The 25,945-nt window shown below is 39.3% G+C and carries 22 protein-coding genes; 2 read left to right on the top strand and 20 right to left on the bottom strand.

Annotated features, from left to right (window positions below; translation table 11 throughout):
* Window positions 1-146 precede the first annotated feature (146 nt).
* The 14 genes from M5J74_RS24155 to M5J74_RS24090 form a co-directional block, all read right to left on the bottom strand.
* The gene (locus tag M5J74_RS24155; protein WP_250013619.1) at window positions 147-1,037 is read right to left on the bottom strand and encodes a glycosyltransferase family 2 protein; all 891 of its coding nucleotides are present in this window, start codon (window positions 1,035-1,037) and stop codon (window positions 147-149) included.
* A gap of 135 nt (window positions 1,038-1,172) precedes the next feature.
* Window positions 1,173-1,847 carry a hypothetical protein gene (locus M5J74_RS24150; RefSeq protein ID WP_250013616.1) on the bottom strand — a complete coding sequence of 225 codons (675 nt, stop codon included), beginning with the start codon at window positions 1,845-1,847 and terminating at the stop codon, window positions 1,173-1,175.
* Between the two features lie 138 nt (window positions 1,848-1,985).
* The gene (locus tag M5J74_RS24145) at window positions 1,986-3,284 is read right to left on the bottom strand and encodes an ABC transporter ATP-binding protein (protein WP_250013614.1); all 1,299 of its coding nucleotides are present in this window, start codon (window positions 3,282-3,284) and stop codon (window positions 1,986-1,988) included.
* Window positions 3,284-4,177, bottom strand: coding sequence for an ABC transporter permease (locus M5J74_RS24140; protein WP_015156541.1), 894 nt, complete (start codon window positions 4,175-4,177; stop codon window positions 3,284-3,286). The genes M5J74_RS24145 and M5J74_RS24140 overlap by 1 nt, the downstream gene beginning before the upstream one ends.
* Window positions 4,174-5,388, bottom strand: coding sequence for a glycosyltransferase family 4 protein (locus M5J74_RS24135; RefSeq protein WP_015156540.1), 1,215 nt, complete (start codon window positions 5,386-5,388; stop codon window positions 4,174-4,176). Before M5J74_RS24135 ends, M5J74_RS24140 begins: the two co-directional genes overlap by 4 nt.
* Window positions 5,389-5,398: 10 nt before the next feature.
* On the bottom strand, window positions 5,399-6,457 hold the full coding sequence (locus tag M5J74_RS24130) for a glycosyltransferase family 2 protein (protein WP_015156539.1): 1,059 nt from the start codon (window positions 6,455-6,457) through the stop codon (window positions 5,399-5,401).
* Between the two features lie 90 nt (window positions 6,458-6,547).
* Window positions 6,548-8,038, bottom strand: coding sequence for an NAD(P)/FAD-dependent oxidoreductase (locus tag M5J74_RS24125; protein ID WP_041462595.1), 1,491 nt, complete (start codon window positions 8,036-8,038; stop codon window positions 6,548-6,550).
* 43 nt (window positions 8,039-8,081) lie between these two features.
* Entirely contained in the window at window positions 8,082-9,107 is a 1,026-nt protein-coding gene (locus tag M5J74_RS24120) for a glycosyltransferase family 2 protein (protein ID WP_015156537.1), read from the bottom strand.
* A gap of 1,115 nt (window positions 9,108-10,222) precedes the next feature.
* Complete coding sequence (locus M5J74_RS24115; protein WP_250017169.1) at window positions 10,223-11,038, bottom strand: polysaccharide lyase; 816 nt, start codon at window positions 11,036-11,038, stop codon at window positions 10,223-10,225.
* A gap of 431 nt (window positions 11,039-11,469) precedes the next feature.
* Complete coding sequence (locus tag M5J74_RS24110) at window positions 11,470-12,405, bottom strand: class I SAM-dependent methyltransferase (protein WP_250013601.1); 936 nt, start codon at window positions 12,403-12,405, stop codon at window positions 11,470-11,472.
* A 199-nt stretch (window positions 12,406-12,604) separates the two neighbouring features.
* A complete protein-coding gene (locus tag M5J74_RS24105) occupies window positions 12,605-13,561 on the bottom strand; it encodes an FkbM family methyltransferase (protein ID WP_106216727.1) in 957 nt (318 codons plus the stop codon).
* Between the two features lie 86 nt (window positions 13,562-13,647).
* Window positions 13,648-14,751 (bottom strand): glycosyltransferase family 4 protein, encoded by a 1,104-nt coding sequence (locus M5J74_RS24100; RefSeq protein ID WP_015156533.1) that lies wholly within the window; start codon window positions 14,749-14,751, stop codon window positions 13,648-13,650.
* An 89-nt stretch (window positions 14,752-14,840) separates the two neighbouring features.
* Window positions 14,841-15,716: a class I SAM-dependent methyltransferase gene (locus tag M5J74_RS24095; RefSeq protein WP_015156532.1), complete on the bottom strand. Its 876-nt coding sequence runs from the start codon at window positions 15,714-15,716 to the stop codon at window positions 14,841-14,843.
* A 626-nt stretch (window positions 15,717-16,342) separates the two neighbouring features.
* Window positions 16,343-17,953, bottom strand: a complete 1,611-nt coding sequence (locus tag M5J74_RS24090; protein WP_051033292.1) for an NB-ARC domain-containing protein — start codon at window positions 17,951-17,953, stop codon at window positions 16,343-16,345.
* Window positions 17,954-18,732: 779 nt separating this feature from the next.
* Between M5J74_RS24090 and M5J74_RS24085 the strand changes: the two genes are divergently transcribed.
* A complete protein-coding gene (locus M5J74_RS24085; protein WP_106167277.1) occupies window positions 18,733-19,062 on the top strand; it encodes a hypothetical protein in 330 nt (109 codons plus the stop codon).
* Between the two features lie 844 nt (window positions 19,063-19,906).
* Here M5J74_RS24085 and M5J74_RS24080 read toward each other — a convergent pair.
* Entirely contained in the window at window positions 19,907-20,704 is a 798-nt protein-coding gene (locus M5J74_RS24080) for a DUF3102 domain-containing protein (protein WP_106167267.1), read from the bottom strand.
* A gap of 1,065 nt (window positions 20,705-21,769) precedes the next feature.
* On the opposite strand from M5J74_RS24080, the gene M5J74_RS24075 reads away from it, so the two are divergent.
* On the top strand, window positions 21,770-22,192 hold the full coding sequence (locus tag M5J74_RS24075; protein ID WP_015156528.1) for a cell division protein SepF: 423 nt from the start codon (window positions 21,770-21,772) through the stop codon (window positions 22,190-22,192).
* A gap of 279 nt (window positions 22,193-22,471) precedes the next feature.
* Here M5J74_RS24075 and M5J74_RS24070 read toward each other — a convergent pair whose 3' ends face one another.
* From M5J74_RS24070 to nifV, 5 genes are all read right to left on the bottom strand, one after another.
* Window positions 22,472-22,741: a hypothetical protein gene (locus M5J74_RS24070; protein WP_015156527.1), complete on the bottom strand. Its 270-nt coding sequence runs from the start codon at window positions 22,739-22,741 to the stop codon at window positions 22,472-22,474.
* Window positions 22,742-23,594: 853 nt separating this feature from the next.
* The gene (locus M5J74_RS24065) at window positions 23,595-24,158 is read right to left on the bottom strand and encodes a hypothetical protein (RefSeq protein ID WP_106216730.1); all 564 of its coding nucleotides are present in this window, start codon (window positions 24,156-24,158) and stop codon (window positions 23,595-23,597) included.
* Between the two features lie 5 nt (window positions 24,159-24,163).
* Window positions 24,164-24,385, bottom strand: coding sequence for a putative nitrogen fixation protein NifT (nifT, locus tag M5J74_RS24060; protein WP_015156525.1), 222 nt, complete (start codon window positions 24,383-24,385; stop codon window positions 24,164-24,166).
* Window positions 24,382-24,648, bottom strand: coding sequence for a nitrogen fixation protein NifZ (locus M5J74_RS24055; protein WP_015156524.1), 267 nt, complete (start codon window positions 24,646-24,648; stop codon window positions 24,382-24,384). Before M5J74_RS24055 ends, nifT begins: the two co-directional genes overlap by 4 nt.
* Window positions 24,649-24,683: 35 nt before the next feature.
* Window positions 24,684-25,871, bottom strand: coding sequence for a homocitrate synthase (gene nifV / locus M5J74_RS24050; protein WP_106547368.1), 1,188 nt, complete (start codon window positions 25,869-25,871; stop codon window positions 24,684-24,686).
* Window positions 25,872-25,945: the final 74 nt, after the last annotated feature.

Here is a 25,945-nt window from a genome sequence, read left to right as displayed (position 1 = left end):
AATACCTGAGCAAGCATGTTTCGATCGCTAAGAATGGTAAGAATTGCTGGCTCTAAATAGATTCTTTAGTAGTTGGAAGAACCTATTTCATGACAGTAATGTCATAGAATAATGTCATAAAGCGCAGAGCTAAAAAGACGAATAACTCATCTTGAACAACTTGTTGTTTCCCAAAAAAAGCCCGATACATTGGCGATTTGAGACAACATAAATAGAGTTGCGATCGCTAGTGCTGGCTGACTCGCTCCCTGCGAGAAAGGATACTTTAACAAGTTGAAATAAAAAGATAAAGGTTCTACTTTGATGCGTTCCATATTGCGACGAGCGCGTACTTGGTGAAAACAAAAAGCACCGCGCCCATAGTTGTAGTGTTGTCGCCAGAATGTACGTAACGTGAGTTTATGAGCGTGATAAACTTGGGCTTCTGGTGCATAAATCATTTCGTAACCGTGCTGTAACCAGCGATCGCAAAACTCTCTATCTTCTCCCGCAGCTAGGGGAAAAGTGGTGTCAAAGCCGCCCAGGGCGTGGAAACGTTCTGCGGGTAAAGCTAGATTGTTAGAGGCAAAGAAGCTTGACCGATCGCGATCGGCATTGTAGTACTCATAGAGAAAATCAATTAGTACTTGGCTAGCTGTTGAGTAGAGATTATCGGGCAGCGCGTTGAGCGTCCGACCACCGACGAGACAATCTGGTGCTGCCTTGAAACGTACCTCTAGGGTTTTCAACCATTCAGGAGCAGGCATACAATCGTCATCGGTGAACACTAGAAACTTACCCCTGGCGCGAGTCGCACCAGTGTTGCGTGCGTTTGCCGGACCAGAATTTTGTTGCGCGATCACAGTGAGATTGAGTTGTTTGCGAAAGGATGCAACAACTGGCTCTATTGGTGTCTCACTACCATCATCTACCACTATGACTTCAAAGCGATTTGGGGGATAGTTTAGCTGAGCGATCGATTGAAGGCAATTTGCTAGTCGTTCTGGGCGATTGTACGTAGGGATAATAATTGAGAAGAAAGGTTGCTCATGTGTCATATACTTCCGATAGTCTATTTCATGCAGTTTTCTCCAGAATTGTGAAGCAATTCTAGACAATTAAATTGCTTGTAATAGATGGTATTAGGGGACTTTATTAGCTACGTCAAACCATTGTAATGACAATTAAATTTCCTAGAATGCAAAACAGAAATTTTTCAAAAAGCTTAAAATATTTTTTATGAATTGAAAGTTTAATGGATGTAAAGGATGACCGATCCAATTACCGCACTCTTTAATTTCTTTGTAAGTTGGCATAATATGCCTCCATTTTTCAGAATAACGAGAACCAACAAATAAGAGATAAATCGCAGCATTTTTGTGTTGACTTTGTGCTTCATATATAACTTCAAAATCATTTTCTTTAAATAAATATCTGAGACAAGTCGGCGTGAAACGCCAGAAGTCACAATACATATCTTTTCCGTGCTGTTTCTGACAAAAGGGAACTACAACGATAACGATATCTTTCGATACAAGACAAAGATTTTGAAAAGCTTTTCTTACATCGAAGACATGTTCTAATGTGGTGTGATTAAACACCACATCAAATCTTTGGTGTAGTTCGGAGGGGAGTTCTTGTGTTAGATCGAGGAAATATTCATTTTGCTTGCCCTGCCACCCTCTCTCCCCAGAATAATTAGTGAAGTAATAGCGATCTTTTTGAGTAAAATAATCTTGGTAGTAACCTCCTTCTTTATCTCGATCGTCCCATGCAGAAATATTAACTACATCCCCTTTAAAAAGGGGAGCTAACTTCTTAAGTTCTCGATTCGACCAAACTCGTGCTATTCTAAATTTTCTATCCATTATGAGTAACAAATTTAATTAATATCTTGACTGCGTTAAGTAGAGTTAGTAGAACAAACTTACAGTAATTGTTAAATCTATAGCTAAAAACTGTGCTAATAGAAGAATACCTGTTTGATTGAATAGCTCAAGAGTGGGTTAGCTTTTTTCTGGACTCGCAAGTTTCCATAGGCGTGGTTGATAAAAACAACATTCACTCATTTTTCCATTTGACTTGACTGTAAACCTGAATGACTCAACCACATCAAAAGTATAAATAGAACTCTGCTTTAATTTGATACTCATAGTGTATGTACCAGGTCCTAACCCTAGATAAGGCAGTTCAACTTGAAGCTCTTGTTTGCCTGAAGGAATTTCAAAAAATTTTTCATCGTGTTCGCCACTCAGAAATAAAACTGTACCCATTCCACCTTCACCACCTATTGTTTTAATTTTCAAGTGAAGAGTAACATTATCAACCCTCTGATGCGCCTGACATCCCACACAGAAATTTACTGGTTTACCGCTTACTAGTGATTTAATAATATTTCCTTCAAGATCTCTAAAGAAGAGCGATCGTATATCTAGTCCTAAACTTTCAGATTCTGTTTTTTCTGGCAGAAACAAAACTTGCGAGGACTCATGCGTATCGTTCAAAAATAAATCGTTTTCATACTTTTCTATGACTTTCTCTGTTTTGCCAGACACAATTAATTCACCCTTTGATAGATATACTGCAAAATCGCATATATGCAATATTGCCTGCGGATTATGGTTGACCAAAATAAAAGATGTACCTTTATCGCGCAGCTCATGTAACTTTCGATAGCACTTAGCTTTAAATTTGATATCTCCTACAGCCAGCACTTCATCAATCAGGAGAATTTCTGGTTCCGTATAAATTGCACAAGCAAATCCCAATCGGGCTGCCATTCCAGAGCTGTAAGTTTGTACGGGAGCATCAATAGCATTCCAGATTTCGGCAAAATCTATCACATCTTGAAATCTCTCTTTAATTTCTTGAGTTGATAAGCCCAAAATTGACATATTTGCATAGATATTTTCTCGTCCCGTTAGGATAGGGTTAAATCCAGCTCCCAGGGCAATTAATGGAGCCACCCTACCTCTAATTTTTACACTGCCAGTATCTGGCTTAATCAAACCACTAATAATTCGTAGCAGGGTACTTTTTCCAGCACCGTTTGCTCCAACCAATCCCAGTGCTTCTCCTCGCCGCAGTTGAAAATCGATATCTTTTAAAGCCCAGAATTCACCTGGACGCAGAGTATCACTTTTTCGCCTCCCACCCACTAGATCTGTTGTAATATCTTGGATACCATAGAATAAAGACTGCTTTAAGTCTCGGCAAAACTTTTTAGAGAGGCGATCGACGGAGATAACGACTTCACTTTCTTTGGGGTGAGTTGCAGTCTTTCTATCTATTATTTCAGTTGACATTATGAGCTTACCCTCTCAATTACGTAAGGTATCGCGAGACGAAATACAACCCATGTCAGCAAAATTCCAAATAAAGTCATGACACTGACAATCCAAAACCCACCAGCATTTGAGATATCTCCTGTTGTTGCTAACTCTCGTGTTGTTACTAATAACGGAGTGACGGGATTAAGTTTCACCAGAAACCCAAAGGTTCCTTCATTAGGAACGGGATAAACTACTGGAGTTAAAAAAAGCCAAAAGTTGGTTACCATTGTTAGACCTTTTGACACATCCTGATATAAAACTCCCAAAGGAGACAATAGAGTACCAATTAACGTCCCCAGCATAATTAAATGAACTAGCGCTACGGGAGCGAGAAGGATTGTCCACCTCATAGGAATCTGATACCAGAGAAACAATGCCACAATTAAGATGAGTTTGATGGCAAAGTTGAATAATACTTCACCTACCTTTGCTAAGATAATTGCCTCTCGGGGAAAATTGACTCTAGCTAGCATCGGCTTCGACAAGTTTATAGCTTGTACTGGACCATTGACTGCTTCTACAAACGTTTGCCACAGTGCCGTGCTAAACATCACATAGGCGGGATAGGGCAAGTCCGTGACACCAATTTTGATAATATTGGACTCGCTCGCAAGTGTAAATCCTGCTGCCATAGCCAGCGGTGGTAAGAATGCCCAGATAAAACCTAGAAATGATTGACGGTATTGAGCGCTAATATCTCGCACCATCAGCCGCCATGCCAGTTCGCGAGAAGCTAACAAGTCCCGCCACATCAGTTTGAATAGATGAACTGGATGCCTGAGCAGATTCTCTGGCGTGTAAACGATCGCTGGTGGTAGTTCCGGTCTTTGTAGATCCGTTCTTCGTCGTGCGGAATAGTTCTTCATGATCGGTTTCGCGACGATGATACGCTTACTGCCGATGCGCGCAGCCGCTGGTAAATTTCCAAGAACCGCTCCGTACATCGGTCTTCACTGAAGTAGGTTAAAGCATACTGACGACCAACTCGCCCCATTTGCTCGGCTAAGCTTGCATTGAGCAATAAGCGTAACAGGGCAGCGGTCAAGGCATCCACATCGAGAGGCGGTACTAAAAAACCCGTAATACCATCAACAACAATCTCTGGCTGTGCGCCAACAGCACTAGCAATGACAGATGTACCGCGCATCATTGCCTCAGTTGTTACGTTACCAAATGGCTCTGACCAAAGTGAAGGTACTACCTGCACCCAGGCTGAATCAAAATGTTTTTCCATTTCAGAACGTGGTAAGTGTCCCAACCAAGTCACGTCAGTTGCAATGCCAAGTTCCGCCGCTAAAGCTCGTAAAGCATCTTCCTCTGAACCCCGACCTGCAACGAGCAACTGCGCTTTAGGCGCTTGTGCTTTAGCACGTGCAAAGGCTCGCAACAAAACGTCAACCCCTTTTTCTGACACTAACCGTCCAGCAAAAGCAACTGTTGGGGGATTGGCAAGGGGTGGACGCATCGGTCGAACAGGTACACCGTTGTGTACAACTTCGATCGCTCCAATCCCTTCTGCTTCTAACTGTGCTTTCATGCCGTAACTAAGGGCAACCACTAGATCGAAAGCAGAGCGCCAGCGTTGCCAAAGTTGCCGCTGTACCATCAATACTGCCCAAGATTGAGGTGTAAGGCAGCGATCGCGCAGACAAGCAATTCCAGCAGTAGCTTTACAGGGACGACCATCGGGCAAAAGTTTTGTGCCTACAGGACAAATTGCTTTATACACGGCTGTTTGGTACAAACACGGCACGTCTTTAAGTAAAGTAAGGATGAGTGGTGAAAGCTGCCACATAAACATGCGTACGTGAACCACATCAGGTCGAAATTCATGCAGAATCTGGCGTAGCTTTAAATAGGCAGAGAAATTAACAGTCTGGGACAAAACTTGCAATCGAGTTGTAGTGCCAAAACAACTGTAGTCAGATAGGCAGTAGCTGCTAGCAACTTGCATAGCACGACTAGAGAATAGGCGAACATCATGACCGCGATCGCGCAAGTTCTGACGCAAGCCTAGCATTTGTAACTCGGCTCCCCCAGTTGCTGTACCATAATCATTGATCAGAAGAATCTTCATGCATCTGCACCTAGCATCGCGGTGTTGCTGTCGCGATCGGTTCTTCTAGAGCAGGCGCAGCTTGAGTATTTTTCTGCTTTAGGTGTCTTCTAGCATAACTTGCAGTCAGGTAACGATTCAGTAGTGCTTCTAGTGGTGCAAAAAGACCATACATCAATATTTTTTCTAGAGACTGATTTTTAATTCCCAAGGTTAACCGATCGATGAGAGGAAGGAGAATTGTGTTTCTGCGTCTCCATCCCAAAGCTTTGTACTTATGTTGGAAGTAGCTATCCTCTGCTAATTGCCATTTTTCGCGCAAACGACTTAGGCTAGCCAACTCCCATGCATCGCTCCAACGCAGCATGTAAAAATGCAGATCTGTAGGCTTCAAGGGTTGTCCTGGCACATATGTAATGATACTACTCGGCTCAAAATAAACTGTTCCTCCTGCCTGAATCACACTCATGCAGAAGTCCAAATGCTCTTTGGAATTAAGCATTAACTCATCGAAGAAACCTAGTTGCTCAAATATTTGAGCGCGGACTAACATGCAGTGAAACTCGCATAACTCCGTTTGCGTCCGCTGCATCTTGGGGCGCACGTCTACTACCTGATGACCTTGTTTGTACATCTTTTCCCGCAAGCGCCTTCTACCAGTAGCATCGCATACAACACGTGCTTCCCCGCCAGCACAGTGGACGACTTCATGCACTGGTTCCTCGTGACACATCAGAGGTCCAACAACCGTAGCGCCAGTTTCTTCAGCACACTGAATTAATACTTCCAACCAACCAGGTGAAACGATAACATCGTTATCGACGAAGGCGACGTACTTGGTGTTAACGCGAGCTAAGCCTAAGTTTCTAGCGCGGTTGGGGAAAAGGTAATAATCTGTCCGAATCAGTTGAAAACCTTTTTCCTGTGCTGCGGCTTCTAAGTAGCGCTGTACCTCAGTAGGGGAATTACCATCTACGTAGATCAGCTCAAATGGAATGCATGTATTCGCATAAATACTCTCCAGGGACTGGCGAGCATAGCTGAAACGTTCGCGCGGTGCTACAACAATCGTGACTTGAGGGTTTGTCATGCTACTCAGTCTCTGTTTCTAGCAGTTACGTTTTTTAATCAAGAGGAATTTAAGAATGAGGTTTGGCAATTAGACAGACACGATATCGTCTTAATTGACTTTACTAGAGATTGCCGTAGGCAATTTTTCTAGTTGAGATTGCTTTTTCAGACTCGATCTCTCTTCTTTAGTAAAATCTTCGTAGTAAGAGCGTTCGGTATTGACATTCCACAAATCATGCTGCTCTCCAAGAATGTTTTTAGCTGCTAGCAGTCCAGTTAGCATGGAATGATCCTGATTGTTGTAGCGATGCATTCCATTACGCCCAATCGTTTGTAAGTTGTCAAACTGCTTTAAATATTCTTGAATGACTTGGAGATGCTGGCGATACTCGCCGTCATATACAGGATAAGCTTTGCGCTGACGAATCACAAATCCATCCTCGATCGCGGATAACTTAGACGCTAAGTTTAATTCGACAACCTCGCGACTTGCCAGATCGATCAATTCTGTATTAGATAATTCCCAAAGAGCATCGCCCTCACTACAAAAGTACTCCATCCCCAGACATGTCTTATTAGGGTTGGGAACCATTGCAGCACTCCAATTCTTAAAGTTTTGAATCCGCCCTACTTTGAATTCTGGGCTGTGAATATAAATCCAATTGTCAGGAAATAAATCTGGTTGGTTGACGATCAGCGCCACAATTAAAAAATCCCGATATTTCAAGCTACGTGCTGCTGTCAGTACCCGCTCGGGTGCTGGCGGATCGAGTCTTTGTACTAGTGCTGTTATAGGCATACTAGAGATGAAGCGATCGCCAAAGATCTGAATTGTGCGATCTCCTTGTCGGGCAGTAATGCTCTTAATCCAAGTTCCTTCCCGTTCGATGCGAGTTACTGCGGTGTTCAGTTGCACCATAGCACCCTGACTCTCAATAATTTCCTGGCAACGCTCCCACATCATTCCTGGACCTAAAACTGGATAGTCAAATTTTTTGATTAAGCTCTTAGCATTTTGACTACCGAATAAAGCGTTAACAACTGCTCGTTTGAGCGACATCCCTTGAATACGTTGAGCTGCCCAATCTGCCCGAATTCGACTGCAAGGAATACCCCAAACCTTCTCAGTATATGTTTTGAAGAAGATCCTGTACAGGCGATAACCAAAACGATCGATCGCCCAGTCTTCAAAATTGTCCGGTTCAGGACCGGGAAACAATCTCGTTTTGACCTTTGCCTTCAAGTAGCTAAACAAAATAAAGATACTCGGAATAATGCCCAAATTGGATAACGTATTGAACAACGACAGTGGATAACTGTAAAACTTACCTCCGTAGTAAATCCGGGATAGCCGAGGAACTTTGATAAAATCGGCTGCTAAAATTTCTTGCCAAATTTGCTGTACTTCACCAATTTTGGTATAGAAGCGATGACCGCCAATGTCGAAGCGGTAGCCTTTATATGTCTCTGTCCGTGAAATTCCACCTACCTTATCGCCTGCCTCTAAGACTATAGGTTTGATACCTTGCTTGATAAGTTCGTAGCCAGCAGTTAGACCTGCCGGACCTGCACCGATAATAACGACAGAATAATGGTTCATATTCATATATGGGTCAATCCAGTTGTTTAGTTAAATTCTGAGTTCACACAAATTTAGAAGAACTCGTTTTGAGCCAACCCCACTGCCGCAATTGATGGCGCGCTGTACCGATAATGAATGCTAAACCACTATAGAAGTAGTAAAACCAGTGCCAGGGGATGACTTGGAGCGCGAACCGTATCCCCCGTTTGCGCCAAAAGAAGTGATAGACAGGTAGGTTGAGAAATAAGAGCGCCATGCATATTCCCAAAGCTACGGCTAAAAATCCAGACCACCAGAAGGCTGCACCTACAGCAATAAGTAACCCGAATACTAGTACGATGCTCAGGCGATTAGAAACTTGGAGATTCAGATCGTTAATTAATAGGCGATCGCGCCAAATCAATTCCGTCCAGGGAAGGGCACGATAGTAGAAGTCAGCCTTCAGTAGAGAACCAACTTCCCATCGCTTTAGGTGCTTAACCTGCAATGCCTTATTCAGTCGAATTTTATAACCAGCTTGTTTGAGTCGATAGCCCAATTCAATATCTTCTATGGAAGCCTGTCGATAACTATCGTCAAAACCCTCAACTTCCAGAAACACCTCGCGGCGAATAGCACCGCAAGCACCCCAAAAGGTTGAAGCTTCTTCACAGCCAGACTGATGCACGTAGTGGTGCAACAGGTTTCTGTACTGTGACAAGAAGTTGGTTGCATCTGGGGTATCATCGTAGGAGCCAATCAGAGCCGCTAAGTCTGGTTCGCGCTTGAAAGTGCTGACTACTTGACTGATAGCATCTGGACGAACGACTACATCGGCATCGACAAAAAATAGGATCTCACCTTGAGCAAAACAAGCTCCTAAATTACGTGCTACAGCTGGACCGCTCCGTGTATTTGTTCTCACAACTTGAGTCCCAAATTCTCTAGCTATCAACCAAGATCCGTCTGTATCTCCATCCGCCGCCACAATAATTTCTAATGGAGAAGGGATTGTGTTAGCTAGAGCAGACAAGCAGCGACGAAAATTCTCTCCTCCGTTATAAACTGGAATAATGACAGATACTTCAAGTTCATGATTGCAAAACATAATAAAACATATCTCAAAAGCTTGTCATAACAGTTTTACAGGGCAATGCCTGCGTTTTAAGTTATTCAAATAAAACAGCATTAGCAATTTATGAAGAATAGCTAATAGATGCGATCGCGGATTTACAAATATTCTATAATTAATAAAATAATTGCCTATACCCTTAAGGTAAGGTCTAAGAATTTGTATTAAAAGTTACTGCCTGAGAAGTAAAGAATCGCCTGATAGCTACCAGTGAATCTCATGAATCAATTCTGAAATTTCTTCTCTCTCTTCTTTAAAATTAACTAATCTTGAAAAGCCAAGAAGGTATTTTAAGTACAGGTACTCTCTTGACCAAAGTTACTAGAGCGCACTCTTAGTGTCTTCTCTGAATAACTTAGCAGCTATAGTGCTGCCTCATTTATACTTTAACAAATCTGATATACACATTTTTGCTTCCTTGTTATGGTCTCTTAACAGCAAAAACTTGTCGATACAGAAAAGTTCGGAAAAGTTCAGTTATCTTGACAAAGCTGGCTTTTGTGGCACCAATATTTTTGGAAATTGTAGTTATTTCTGAGTATATAGCAGAAAAATATATACAAAAAAATTATTTTTTTATAAACAAACACATACAAAAGACCTCCTGCATGAATCAAAAAATCATGGATGTCATTCTGTTGGCGAAGCCTTCCCGAAGGGTACGCAACGCAGTGTAGTGAAGAATCTCCCAGATGTTTCGCTTCGCGTGTGGATGACAATTCAAGTATTCACTCAGGAGGTCTAAAGAACTAATTCAGGTATTTGTAACACGCTACCAACACCTGATACCAATTCTATTTATCCTTGCACTAAATCGGTCGCTCATAGCCCCCCTTGTTAAGGGGGTTGGGGGATCTTCCGTGGCGCAGTCAGATCAAAATGGTATGAATTAGTTGATGTTTTCAGTAGATAAAAGAATGAAATATCGATTCAGTTCAAAAAGCGATAGACCGATCGGTTAAGGAAATTGGCTTTTCCAAGTCCGATCTGAGACAAAGTATTGTAGTGTTTCAATTGTTACGATATCGCTCTACAAACTTAACTACTCAGCTACCGATCGCGAACATCCTAACCAATTAATTCAAACAATCTCAAGGTGCAACTTGTCCAAAGCTAGAATTTGCATCGCCTAAGCGATATTCATCAGTATAAATAATTCGAGGGGCAGGACCTCGAAAGTTGGGATTGCCTTTGTATAATCCCATCTTAAAATACGGTCCTGTACCTTCATCATTCCAAAACGTAGCTCCTTGATAGTTGATTTTTTGAATGTAGTCACCGCTACCTGTTTTCATCCAAAGTCTAAAGAATCCATCATTGTTCCCCGTCCATTTGACGTTCACTACAAAATCAGTCCATTGCCCTCTTATTTCAGAAACTCGCGCTAAAGTGTAGTTAGTACATACAGCATCTACAGTATCGCCTCTACGTTGGAAATCTAAGATAAAGTTACTACCTCGGCGCGAGATTTTAGAACCAACGCCACCACACGGATATCTCCTACCTGGTCTGCTAGGCCAAGCCGCAAATTGATTGACAATATCAAAACCTGGATCGGTATCGCTCCAGTCTAGGGGGACAAACATCGACCAGCCGTACCAATATGTTTTGCCGATTTCGGTTCTGCTCATTTCTAGCTCGGCACGTTCTCCGCAGCGGTCTATTCGATGTCTGAAAGCTGTTTGTCCAGCTCTTGTTATGTCGTACGAAGGTTCTATTCTGGAACAATTCCTATTTATAGATCGTGAAATTTCAGTCAATGAGTCAATTATACTTGCATGAGACTGACGTATTCCTACTACAAGCAGAAAGAGCGTACTTAGAAGTAGAGATCTACTTAAAAATAAGGCTGAATGATACAAACATTTTTTCTGATGTTTGTTCTGGCGATCGGTTTTTTTGGACATTATCCTCATTTTCATTGAATTACTCTCAACTTTTAGTTTGGAATGAACTCTATTTGAATTCATATTTTGCTTTTTAAAGAAAACGGGTGAAGTTTTAAAATACCGATTGTCAAGCAAGTTCGTTTGCTTCTCTAACACAAAAAACAATTGACTAGATTTCTGTTTATTTGGTTTGATTAAATAAATCTGTATTTCTAAGTCAAAATCAATTTTTTAATTGCATTTTTATTAACTACAATGCCTGCATTTCATAAAAACTACGAACTGTAACCTTAGCTTCAGGTCAAATTTAAATTGACGATTTAAAGTTAAGTTTTTGAATTGAAACAATCTCTAACTGACAATTTATTGACTTTGCCTTTGTCAGTTTTTATTATTTTTTTGCAAATAGATTATTTATAGAATTTTTGTTTTCTCTCAAAATATTGCCTTTAAATTTGACTAATTTTTTTAAGCCAAATACTACCTCCTGTATTTTTCATGCATAACGGCATTCTTTGAATAAATTTATCTTGATGAAAAAGCTCTAGAAATGTATTAAAAAAAACTATTTCATAGTTGCGGTTATATTGTAAAAAGGCTCTCAGCATATAAGCCTCATTCCACGCCCTACCTTCAAATATCCATTCTCTTGGATATTCAAAAGGGTAAAAAATATCATGAAAATGTATATAAACTCCTTTATTTAAAAGCGGTAATATTTCAAAGAATATATGGTTAACATCACTATCTACTTTTGATACATGAGTTGAGTCAATAAAAAGAATATCTCCCGCATTTAATTCAGAAAACTTACCGATGTCCACGTTCTGAAGCTTTTTAGGGACTATTTCGATTTTATTTTTGTCTGTTTCTTTGATTAAAGATAATAATAATTGTGGGTAAGGCTCAATAAAAGTACAAGTTATTGAACTATTAAATAGTAAGTCGTTAGTATCCAAAATTAAGCAAGATGAATAACCAGAGCCTACTTCAATAATTTTTTTGGGCTTTGCATGATTAATCATGCAGTATAAACAAATTGCATCAGAATATGAATAGGAAATGTTTTCGTAAAAATATCTTAGATTTTCCTGCTGATTGGGAGTGAAAGGTAAACTTAGATAATATTCGCTAAATTCTTCAAATAGCTCAAGTTGCGCTTGTTCATTCAAATCAATTCCAGAAACTTTTTTTGTAAGGTGTTTACTAAATATTTCGTCTTCTTTAGATTTAATCTCGGTTAATGATGGAATTGGTGAGTAAAAATGACCTGGAGGAACCCAAGTTTTATATAACCTTAACTTACCTAATTCAAGAAAATTTTGTTTTAAGTAAGGAGTGTTATAGAATAATTCTTTAATTGTACCTTTCAAGTTTTTTTTCATATTGGAAATAGCTTGATTTAGAAAAGTTTGTATTGTTGTAAAACAGATGAATCGAATACTTTTCGTTGCGCTCAACTCATTGCAGCACTACAACCGCTCTGGTAAAAATTTTGCTCAAGTGAAGTGAGTAGTATTTACTAAAGAGGTGAATTTGCAGCAGAAATCTTATGAGATAATCCAATAGAGTTTCAGTAGGAAGTTATTTTTTTCCCCATTCAACAACTTCTTTCAAGCCATATGTTAAACGCTGATTAATACTATTAGGTAAAAAGCTTAGTACTTTACCAGTTTTTGACAATGATTTATGTTTTTTCCAACTATCCGATCTTTCAATATTTGTCCAGTGTTCTGGCTTTTCAAGATACTTTACTGTGCTTGCTTCTATAATTCCTAAGCTTTTAAAATAATATGCTAGCTCTAGCCCATAATCAAAATATTCTAAAGCTTGGCAGATTTTTAAATACTTTATAGCTTGTTCTGGCGTAGTTTTCTTTTTTGTACCTACGAAATCAAATAACCAAACAACTTCACACCATAAAGGCTGATGTTTGCCATGCTTGGATAGAGAATTATTACGACTAGCTTGATAAATTTCCATGTCAAACATCAGAAATCCTTGCGATCGCATAAATGCTTCAAGCTGTGTATATGTAGTTTCTCCGATATAGTTCTCCACAAAACCTGTCTCTGTTTCCACACAGAAAGCATTTTGCAAAACCTGATTCCCTGCTTTAAGAATCGGTAACTCTAATCCTTGCGTATCAAGCTTGATAATATCTGCTGTTAATTGTTGCTCGTTCGCTAAACTATTGAGTGTCATACATGAGACAGTATCTGTCCCAGTTTCTCTAAATTGATAATGATGTGAAAAACGACCAAGCCAGTCATGATTTGGGCGAAGCAGAGAATAGCAGAAAGGGTGATGTGTTTTGTACATTACCCGATCTCCTTGCTCTCCAGAAATAGCAAAAGGTAGGTAACGAGTTGACTTGTATGGATGAGGCTCGCGACTCAAGCGCTTGCATTCACTAGCGTTTGGCTCGAAGCCAGTGTATGCTAGTAGTTGTGCTAAATCAGACCATTTTGGGTCTAGTGGACCGCTACAGCCTATATCCAAAAAATTTACTTGCTGTACCTGAGTAAAAGGATTATTCATACTTGTTTGTTGACATAAAAGAATAACGAGATTGTTAGAAAACTTGAGACACTTACCTTAGTTTTTTAAACATATGCTTTTTCTATTTATACTACTCCAGCAACTACAGAGTTCTGCGATTCTTTTGTAAGTAGTTCAAACCAATTTTCAAAACTATCGCTTACTATTAGTTTTTTATCTGGAGATACGACTCCTTCAGCACCTATAGATGTAGCAACAACAGGTAACCCAGCTTCAAGCATTTCTAGAGTTTTTAGTTTAACTCCTCCTCCTTTCAAAAGTGGAACTATTCCGATCTCTGCCTTTTCAAAGAAAATAGTTGGATCTTCAACGAAGCCTGTAACTGTGATCTGTTTGCCTGCAAGTGCTAAAACTTTTTTAGAAGGATTAGAGCCGACTATATAAAGTTTAAAATTTCGATCTTGCTGAAGCAGTTTTTTAAAACATTTGTCAACGAAGTTAAGAATTGCTTGCTCGTTTTCTGGTCTTTCCATAGCAGCCCAGAATAAAAGACTTTTCTTTTCTATTTTCTCCGCTCGGCGTTTCACTTGATAAACAAAGCTGCTAGCTTTTGGAGGCTTTACAATAAGCTTTTCACTACCAATTGAAAATAAAGAACTTAAAAGATCGCGATCTTTTTTAGATAATACCCATAGTTCGCTTGCATTCGAGTAAAGTTTTTGCTCGTAACGAAAGATTCTGGCTACTTCAAGATCGAAAAATGAACTTTTTACAGATTGTCTTAACCAAACTTGTGTCAATACATCATGTATACTAATGACAATTTTAGTCTGTTTTGAATCAATATATTTTTTGACTATATCTAAATAAACGGCAGCATGAGAATATTCAAAATGAATTACATCATATGTTTTTGCAATCAGAAGCTCTTGAATTTTCTTACTAACTGCTCTATTAAAACGAGAAGCAAATTTTAAAGGCGCTTGATAATAGTTCAAGCAGTTTATAGCTTTTTTGAATTTAGTAAGTGGGTATGTATAAAGACTATTACCAAAATCTGTTTGTAGATCTTTAGCAACAACTATTTCTGTAGTATTAGCGATAACAATTACATCAACGAATTCATGTAAGGCAGCATACTTCGCAAGATTCATAAAAGCAATTTTTTGTCCAGCTTGAGGATACTGCGTTGTAGGAGCATGAGCTGAAATGAATAAGACTTTTGACATACCACAAATACTATTAGGTTAAGAAAACGAGTTGCAGCGAAAAAATAGCGCTAAATCACTCTATGTTAAAAGTACTAACAATCCAACACTTACTTTGTTAGTACTAACCACTTAGATCCTTGTAATGGGGCTACAAATTCCGATACAGGAGTCTCTGACCTTTCAATCACTACCACGAACGGATATAAGTGAAAAGACTGAATAGCATCTTGAAAATAGGTTGAGAAACTAGCAAGACCGCTACCGCTTTTAATAGGCTTATATCCAAATTCTTGTAATGCATTTAAATTATGTGTCAACCCAGATATATAGGTATGAAACTGATTTAAAGTACCATGAATGTCTTCACATATATAAACTCCTCCTGGTCGTAAATGCGGCAATAACTCTTCTAAAGTTGCAATCTGCTGTTCTGGTTCATGTCCGCCATCATCAATTACGATATCGAGAGTAGGAACCTCACTTTTGAATCGCTTCCAGAAATTGCGATCTGTTTGATCGCCAATAAAAATTTTAATTGAATCTTTTTCGTATGCTTTACATGCTTCTTCAATATCTACACCATAAATTTGACAATTAGAACCAAAATAGTTTTTCCACATTTCTAGACTCCCACCGCTGGCAACACCAACTTCTAGAACCTGAACTTTTTGCCCAACAAACTTAGAAAGGTGACGATGGTAAATATTAAAATAGTGCTTCCACTTAAGTATTCCTAATCCTTCAGTATGAGAATTAAAATAAGCTTCTAAAGCATTGGATGGAGTATTTCCATTTTCTAAGTGAGATTGACAATGATTCGTTGTTATAGTGCTAGACTCACCATTAATGGTAAAATTCTGCCCCCATTGAAAACCTTTTTCTGCTATTGGGGAACTAAGTATTAGAGTTTTTAGTGTCTTTATAGAAGTTTGATAAGAACGTGGTATTAACATTTTTGCTAAATGACGAATGATGCTTTTCATAAATGCAAATCTCTTAAACGATTTATCTATTTAATAATCTACTAGTTTTTAGTTAAAACGAAATCCTGATTTGTTCAGGATTGACATCAGAAAATTTAAGTTTATGTTCGGTTATATTACCGAAAAATATCAATTGTATCTTCTAACGTAGGAAATTCCGCTACATCCCGAAAAATCTTAGTTGGCAAGGCATAGGGAAAATTAAATTTTCAGTATATAGGTAATAGTGCAGCAGTGATTGAAAAAGCTTATTTCAAATGGAGAAACAGTTAAATAGCATGAAGCAAAGTAAGAGCAGTACAATCAACTATTCACAGATGTGTAGTGGCAATTTACAATTCAGGATACAAGAGTAAAATTAGAGTAACCCTTTACAAAGGCTAATCTGGTACAATTTTTTCTAGTAGAATAGTTTACATGACTACAAAAAATTAAGCTAAGAGAACAGAAACTAAGCTGTAAAATAGATGGATAGATAGTGAGAGATGCCCTGAAATTAAGTTATGAGACTACTGAAGGATCTGAGTAAGAAAAAGTTAATTAAAGTGCCTTGTAAAGTAATTTATCTAAATTAAGGTTTCACTTCTTTACCCGGATCGCTGCCCATAATTAGTTTTCTTCTCGGTCTACTTATAGCTACTTAGGTTCACTTGCATTCGATGAATTAAACTAATAATATCATCGGTAGTATCTTCCAATTTAAAAGATTCATGCTGCAATGTAGATAAAATTGTATCTAATTGTGATTCCACATTCTTTTTACTTCCAAGTTCTAGGAGTAATTGATCTAAAACCATTCTAAAGAAAATATTTGATTGAGTAGTTCTAACATAATTTTTTACTATTAACTTTAGTAATTTGGAACTTTTCAAGAGCGATATTTGCTGCGTGCGTATTTCTTGACAAATTTCTTTTAGCAGTCGAGCTGTTGTGTACTCCATTAATACTATTTGTAATGTAAAGAATCCCTGATTTTTTTCAACTAAAGAGCGTCGCCTCAGAGATTCTAAAGCTTCTGCTAGCTCTAGTGACTGAACTTTTAAGCCAAAATCATTCTTCAATTTCTGAAATGAAACTGGTTCGCGCTCAATTGCTAAGCAGTACATTAACTCTTTTTCAATTGGTTGTAGGCGATTGAACTGACTATCAAAAAATTCTTTAACATCATTAAACACTATTATTTCCTGTTTCAGAAAGTCAGAGGCGCTACTATCAAATATGTTTTGTATAGTTGTAGAAACCATATTCAGTAATAAAGGATTGCCTCCATAAATTTGAATTATTTTTTTCAAATCATCTTCCGAACCATAAATTCCTTTACCTTTAAGGATATACTGTCCTTCTAACTCATCCAATCCTATCAATCGTAGCGATCGCGTAGGTAATTCTTCTCCCTCTCTTATCGCAACTTCCTTGGGTTTCTCTCGACTTGTTAACAATAGACAACTTTGATGATATGTTTCTCCTATATATTTGATTAGCCGCCCGTACTCCTCATCCTCTTCTTGATAGTGTGTATCTTTTCGATCGTAATTTAAGATTGACTCAGCACCATCAAGAATTAATAAACAGGGAGACTTACGGAAATATTTCAAGAGCAATGATATTCTTCCATTTGTAGTTTCTGGTAAATCTTTTTCTTGCTGATTAGATAGAAAATAAATTATCTCTTCTAAGAGTTCTCGTATTGGTGGAGCATGACGCAACGAGCGCCAAATAATGTATTTGAAATCACTCTGAAGCTGCTGAGCTAGCTTTATAGAAAGAGTAGTTTTGCCAATACCACCCATGCCTACTAGTGCTACTAAAGGACAACGATCTTGAACAATCCACTGTTGTAATGTAGCTAATTCTTGGGTACGTCCGTAGAAAGTATGTACGTCAACTGCCTCACCCCAGTCTTGACAACTATCCATATCAAGCTGTTGGTTGTGAGAGGGGTTCGCTAGGGTTAATCTTCTCTCAAGAGCTGTTCTAAAATTCTTTTTGCTTACTTTTTCGCCTAAAGCCTCTGAAAGTATCTTCCACAATCTAGGTCCAACATCTCTTTTTAAGTACTTTTCGCTGTATCCTTCTCGGTCGGCAATCTCTTCATATGTGTATCCTTGCCAAGCACCTCTAAGTACTATTTTTTGAATATCTGTCAAATGCGTACCCTGTTTGTTAAACACAACTGTATCTGCAACGATAAATTCTCTGGTTTCAAACGTTGAGGACTGAGAGTTGATTGCATTCATCTTGTAGTTGTCTCCAAAATAGTTGAAATCTGTAGCTCTACTAGGGCAGGAATGAGCGCTCATCATTTGATAGCATTGAGTTCTATGTAATTTCTCTTAGCGTGTAATGTCGCTCTAGCACGTTTTAAATTGCTTAACTGAGAGACTTTTTGGTTCTAGTAATTTCTCGTTTGCTCTTGTTATTCCGAATATCAGCTCCAAGTCTAATCTAGAAGTTTATCCGTTAGTGAATTGGAGTGTGCGATCGCATAAAACACTTACATGTAAACGAATCTTTCACAATTATTTTACTCAGAATCAATTCAAAGCTTCTCAATAGAGATGTGCAGCTGTTTGCAGTATACAAACTCAACGATTAAGATATACTCTCTCCATCATTCATGTTCTGCTCTAAGTAAACCATATTCCTTCTGGCGTGAGTCAATAAAATTTTGGTATTACTTTAGTCACTTAATCTATATCATTACTTTAATCAGCATTGCAAGATAAATAAAGTTATTTACATGACATTTTTTGAATTTTTCGGTTGTTTTGGTTAAAACCTGAAAAAATCTGATATTTATCCGAACTTTTTGGATTGTTCAAATTAATTTAAGCATTTCAAAAACAATATTTTTCCTATACTTTGGGGAATGGTTAACCGTAGAAAAATTTAGTACATATATTAAGTGACGTTTAAATCTGTAATTATTTTGGTTATTTTTAATTCTGAACAACCAGAAAAATCGCATAGGTATCAACGCAATAGCCTAATTGCAAACTGCCGTCCAAGTTTCTATATGCCAGAGGAGTTATTAAAAACTATCGAAACTCAATCTCAACGAGAACACTCTTCCCGTTCTGGCTTTGTAACCAACTTATTATTTTTTTTACTACTATCGCCGATTGGGAAGCAATTACAGAAAAATGCTAGTCTAAATCGCCGTACTATAGCCCAAGAGTTGGAACAGTCGCTGGTACTATTTCAGCAGCAGTTGCCTCTACATCAAATCAATCAGCTTGCAGCAGCCACTCAGCGATCGCAGGCTCAGATGATGACTTATTTAGTTCTATTGGGATTGCAAGCTTACCAAGCAAAAGAACGTTTGAATAAAAATGCTGAATATTAAGTAATCAGTTCCGTTACTCTTAGTATTTTTCTAGTTGAAAGTATGGTATACCAAGTCAGTTGGTATACCATTTTTTAATCTGTAAAAACCTTTAGAAAGTGATTAACTACAAATACCGCAGCCATGCTGGCACAACTATCGAAAGCGGATGGATGCAGAAGGGAATTGCACAACCTTCTGACCACAACTAAGCTGACGTATGAGCCTTTATTGCCAATCAGATTGCCAGTTCACTTCTCGTGTATGCCCACTCTCAGATTGAATTAGCAATATCAAGCCAATCGATTAATATTCTTTTGTCTATTCCAATTGCTCGCCTTGGCTCTCAGAACAAAGAATATGAGAGATAAAGATAGAAATTGCCGCGATCTCTCAGCGAGAATTGTTAAATAACGATCTTTTTATGGTGTTGCAATTTTGACTTCGATCGGTGTATAATAACAGCGAAAGGACGTGATAGAGTAAAAAAGAATCTATTTAGTTAGTAGATACTTTTTGATTTGAGGTATTTGAATGCTCAAAGTGTAACTTTTTGTAACGTTGAAGAACCTTAAATGTTAAAATTAGAGGGCTTCATGCAGACACCACTATGTTGGCAAAAGGTTCTGATTAGCAAGCAGAGATAAGAGATTTTATATCCTTCCAAGTACTGCCGAGCAGCCGAAAACAAGCTTACAAAAGGCAGTAGCAAGCTTGAGCAGAAGATCGTCTCTAGTGCTTTTCGGCATAACTCAAAATAGTGAGAGAATTCCAGAACGTAGGAATTTCATAGTTTCGCTCTCAGTGAAGCTGCCGAAGCTGTCGAAGTTTCATCCAGCGATCGCTTTCTGAGCTGAAAAAGTGTTCATTTTTTAATTGTCTCTAAAATCTTCTCTACTGACCAGTGCTTTGCTATTGCTCTCACCAAAGCAGTTGCTTCTTCTTCTCTAAGAGACTCTACACTCTTAATCAAGGCTCTACAGTCGTCGCTAATCCTAATCGAGATAGGATTGGTCGATGGCAGGTTTTCGGCAGACACTTTTTGACTTCCCAAAACATCTCGATCGATAACTACAGCTAATACATCAACTGTTTGAGAATCTGGTAAACTTTCATGAAATGCTTCAACTGATGTAATTAACTTTGCTTGAAGAGAATCTACTTCATGCTTGTTTACATCTGAAGTAACATTACAAGTAGAATTTTTAAGTTTTTTTAATTCCTGATGTTGACTAATAATGCTTCTAGCTTTAGAGTAAGTGATGTGTTCGCCCTTTTTAGCAAGTTCTAACGCCTCCTGGCGAGCGCTTTCAGAAGTAGAAGGAGCAGCTAGAAGATATAGAGCGGAGCTAGCAATAAATAAATCGGCAAATTTTGCCGATTTAAAAACTTCCGCCACCCTCATAAAGTTTCTTGCGGTTCGTTCCTTCCAACCAAATTCAGTTATTAGCCAATTGCTAAAATGCCCAAACCCAAGATATTGCTTGACTTCGATCAGCTTTTCGCCTATTTCAATAATATCTTGTGTCGTTCTACGCATCATTCTTTTGATTTCACAAGTATGCTTTTGGACAGCAATTTGTGCTTCCATGTCAAGAGCTGCATAATCAAAGCTTTGCTGTTTAGATTGATTCCCATTATCAATATGATAGAGATTTTCCACGTTCCATCTTCCTCACAACTTTTGAAGATTTCTCGGCATCAATCGATTCTGCATAAGAGGCTGTGTCTAGATAATTATGAAGCTACAGTAGGAGCTGCGTTCTACAAGTAGCGTGTAAGCCTTTCTTAAACAGCCGGATTGATTCCAGTAAGCAAAAGCCTGCTACACTCTCTAGGATCTTAGTAAAACACGAAAATCACCTTGTGAACGGTAATTTAACCTCCATTCTCTACGAATAAGCTAGCTGTGTGCGCAATTGAGCTTTTTAATGGCAGCTACTACAGGTTAACTTCATACCGCTTTGCATCACTTAGAGTACTGGCATATACTTTGCAAGTCATATTGGCTGAAGTAGTTTACATCATACATATCAATCTGATTTTGCTATTCGATCGCCTTGAATCGACTTGTCTTGAGAGACACTCTTGATAGCCCAGTAAGTTGCGTTAAAAATTGTTTAGTTGAATATTAAACAAGTCTTTAACACACCGCACGATGCTACTTAAATTACCATAATACACTAATTATTTTGGTAATTTACATGACTATTTCTAGGGTGAGCGATCGCAGCAGTCAGAATGTTGAATCTGCACGATTTGCGTCAGATTGGGAAATTGCCGATCTAGCGATAGGATTTGATTGGTATATATTATTTAACTAATCGATCGTCTGCTCTACTAGCAACTTTTGTTCCTCTATTAGAGCCACTCAGTGTTTTAGGAAACGATTTCGGTTTCTATTACCATTTCTACAAGCAGGTAGTATGTCGCCCATCATTTTACACCGACAAAATACCAACAGAATCACTAATAATTAAAAATCTATCTGAAGAAGGAGGCAAACAAAGATTTAGTATACAAATATACGCTGTTAACAAAAAAACTCTTTTGATGAGAAAGCTGCTAATTCCCGAACTTTTCCGACCTTTATTGAATTGACAAATCAGGGTAAAAACACTGAGTTGACAAGCTTTTCATTTAACCAGAGTATAGATGTAAAGGTACTAAAAATCATACCTAAAGCTCTTCACCAGCCCCAATTAGAAAAAACAGAGGATGAGTAAGCATGATGATGCATCAGCTAGAGGTATCCGAACTAGAAGAGGAATTGTCTCAACCGAATTACGGAAAATTAAGAGCTGCTTTTCCTGCAAGTGTAGTGCGGCGGCGGGAAAGAAGAGCGGCTGACTTGACAGCAAACAAACAGAGGAGTCTACCCCAACTAGAACAGAAGACACCACAAGTGGTAGTCATGCAGCTACAGTCTTTTGAACAAGTGACGCAAGCCGTCGAAATTCTGTGGCAAGGTCAACCGCTAGTCTTAAATGTTGTACAGATGGATGCAGAGATAGCACAACGAGCAGTAGACTTTGTGGCTGGAGCAACTTACGCACTAGAAGGACAGCAACAATATCTAGCGGCAGGGATATTTCTGTTCGCACCGAGCGGCGTGCAGTTAGCGAACGCTATTGATGAAACATGCTTATAAAGTCGTGCGTTTTAGCACCTCTTGCTGTAAGAAATAGTGATGCATAATTGCGATCGCAATTGTTTGTACCAATTTTGATGCAGAGCAATCTATCCGATTGTTCCCCTTCTAGGAGTTAGCGGTTCGTGCAGCTTAAAGATATCCGTGAATGTCTTGCCAATCCCCCACCGTTTTATCCTTGCCAAGAGAAAGCACTGTGAAACACAGTGCCGATATAATTATGGGAGCAGATGGCGCAAGATTGGTATCTTAGCTCGATCTTGCGATCGCAGATCGCTACTATTGGTGAGGCTTGCCTTCCGCTAACTGGGGAAAATACCACCCACAGAAAGTGATGAATTCATCTAACGCAGCAGGCTCTAAACCTTGGCTATGCAGGTAGAAAATCCAATCTATTAACTCAAGCCAATTGAGCGTTCTCTTCAAATCGACTTCGTAAGTCCACTGAACATGACGTAGGGCTTTGGCACGTTTGCGATATTTCCAATACTTCATGACAGGTGATTTTTTGGGAGAGTCAAATATTGCCTGCGCGTAAATCACTGTCATAACAGCCTCGTTCGTAATATATACACCTTAATAGTCGATTGAGCTTTCTTTGTTCTAATTCTGGAACAGCTAGCGATAATGCATCGCAAGCTAAGCACAAACTTACTCTAGTTCTTATATCAGTTTACTCAATTTAGTTAATTAACGATCTGTATATTACAGAATTTTAAAAACTATGTAAATATATTTATGCAACATAGAACAATCATGTCTATATGAGAAAAAAGATAATCCACAAACAGAGGTGGTGGCGATTGGATTAAGCGATCGCCCCAAGAAGTTTTCTTTGGGTTGAGATAACCTTTTTCTCTGGGCTATTTCAATCAAACTGACATTTCATAAAAAAGTAAACAGCCCGCACCATCACGGGCTGACACGCGGCAGAGAAGGTTTAAAACTTTTGACCGATCTAACCCACACAAGGAATAGATATAAATGCCTTGAGCAGATACGAAAGGTAGATTTAAGCGTTAATCTTTTGCTCGTTCTTGAGTTAAAAAATAGCTGACAATTCACAGCTATAACGTTATAGCAGTTCTAAATGATTTGTAAACTAGGCTTCTAGCCTGCCGCAGGCTAGAAGCCTACGTTCATGAATCAAATAAGATTGCTATAGCAATGAAGTTTTGTAGACAATTTGGTTATATTTTTAGAAAAAATTGAATCATAAGATTTAGAATCTAAATTTACTCATAGGCGAACTCTAGAAATTACATAGCAAATTGATAAAAACTTAACTTAATTAGATAAATACAATATTTTCAGACTTAATAGAGTTTGTCGATACAGAAAAGTTCAGGTGTTGGACATCGACTCGGCAATTGATGACCTAGCACAGAACTGGATGAAAGCGTTATGCGAAATGCTCGTCCACCCGCTCCAACAGCGCGGCGATCGCGGCTTCAGGAGTCATGTTGTTTAAGCTGAGGTTGTCAGGTTTTAAGATGAGATTTGGAGCCTGAGAACAGCGTTTCAAACAGCCTGTTGTTTGAATAGTAACGCGATCGCCTAAACCGCGATCGCGCAACACCCCTTCTAGAACAGACACCAATTTGCTGCCACCTTTTTTCAGACAACCCGGCTTATAACAAGCAACAATCTTCACTTTGCCGTTTTCTGGTTGGCGATCGGAGTCATTATCTGAGTTTGCCGTCAGCTTGTGAATGCGATCGGCTTTCAATTTAAATTCGCCTGTCTCATACTTGAACTTTTGCTCCCCAAAGACTTCAATCCGATCGCCAGGTTTTAAGGTCGATCCAAGCCTAAAACGGGACTGTTTGGCGATTTTAATCCTCAACTGTTCGGTTGCAACCTCTAGTTGCAAGTATTTAGGTGTACTGTCTCGATCGACAGTAAAACCTAAAAATTTCCCTTCTACATGAAATGCCAACAGGCGATCGTGTTTAAGCTTGCTCATATCCCCTACTCCTTGTGAGTACGCTTGCAGAGCCTTTTAGCCTCTACAGTCTGCGGTAATTTCATGGGTTCCGGTAAATTTGGGATTGCTAGTTCCCAACCGTTAGCTAAGGTAAAAATTTTACCCTCAGATCCTTCTGTTTGGTTTACTACTTCTTCCTCAAGATCTTTTTTGGCAACATAAATTACCAAATGTCCGGTAGCATTTTGACGCAACATGACTTTCATTTGATTTCCTCAACTGCTTCTAGTTCTTTTTTGCGACAACCAACGATAAAACCTTTTTCGATAAAATGCACGGCGTAGATATAGGAATTTTGCAAAAACGTACCAATACTGACGATGTAGCCGATCTCTCCCTTTTTCGCTAGTGTTGCGCCAATTTCTTGCCCTGGGTACGTACCATCGTTGCGGATTAGCTTGCGAGTTTTTACTTTTGAGCCAATTTCAAAAGCTGGTGGCAAGTCTAGCTCTAATTCATCTGATTGCATGGGATTACCTCTGAGATAGGATTGTACGGTTTCACTTAAGGTTCATACAAATAGGCAGTAGAGGAGCAGAGGGGCAGAGCGGCAGAGGAGGGATTATTTGTTTTTTTCATGTGATGAAATGGAACTAGATTCATTAGTTCTTGCAGATCGAGGCTGCGTTTGTTTTGTACCGATTGCTGCCGTACTGCATCTAAGATGGATTGGGTTTCATCTGTGTTTAAACTAATGCCCTGCTGCTGTAGCAAATTAGATACTAAGTGCCTACCTGAGTGCTTGCCTACGACTAAACGCCGCTCCCACCCCACTTCTTCGGGAGCGAATGGCTCGTAAGTCACGGGATTTTGCAAAACGCCATGAGCGTGAATACCAGATTCATGAGCAAAAGTATTTTCACCCACGATCGCCTTCCAAGGAGGTACTTTGCAACCCGATGCGGTTGCTACCAGTCGGGACAGTTCTAATAACCGCGTCGTGTCAATCCCCAAATCGATCCCTTGAAGGCGTTTGAGTGCCATGACGACTTCTTCTAAAGCCGCATTGCCAGCTCTTTCCCCCAAACCATTCACTGTTGTATTTACCGATAAGGCTCCCGCTTGCAGTCCAGCTAAAGCATTTGCCGTTGCCAAGCCAAAGTCATTATGGGTGTGCATTTCTACAGGCATCGATAAATACATCACCAATTGCTTGACTTTGGTGTATGTAGTAAAAGGGTCGAGAATTCCTACAGTGTCGCAAAAGCGAAACCTTGATGCGCCCCACTCTTGAGCGTAAAGGGCGACATCCAAAAGGAAATTTTCATCAGCTCTAGAGGAATCTTCACCCCCGACTGCTACCCAAAGATTGCGATCGCGGGCGAAAGTAATCGCATCTTTGAGTTTTTGCAACATTACGCGCCACTGTCCGTGAAACTTGGCAGCAATTTGAATCTCAGAAACGGGAATGGATATATGTACTCGCTGCAAACCACAGGCGATAGAAGCCTGAAGATCTGAAATTGTGGCGCGGTTCCAACCTAAAAGTTTAGCTGACAAACCCAACTCAGAAATTGCCGCGATCGCTTTAGTTTCAACTTCTCCCATTGCGGGGATACCAACTTCTAATTCACTTACACCAATCGCATCTAGAAATTTGGCGATCGCTATTTTTTCCTCAATTGTGAAAGCAACACCCGCCGCCTGTTCTCCATCTCGTAGTGTCGTGTCATTAATCGCGATCGGATTCATAGCACAATAGCCCTCGTAGCATTTAGGTTTTCGCTCTTGAGTTTCAGATTTCAATCTCAGATGCGTGTCAATAC

Source organism: Chroococcidiopsis sp. CCNUC1 (assembly GCF_023546805.1).
In the GTDB taxonomy this organism is placed as follows: domain Bacteria; phylum Cyanobacteriota; class Cyanobacteriia; order Cyanobacteriales; family Chroococcidiopsidaceae; genus Chroococcidiopsis; species Chroococcidiopsis thermalis.
This window is presented reverse-complemented; position numbering and strand designations above follow the sequence as displayed.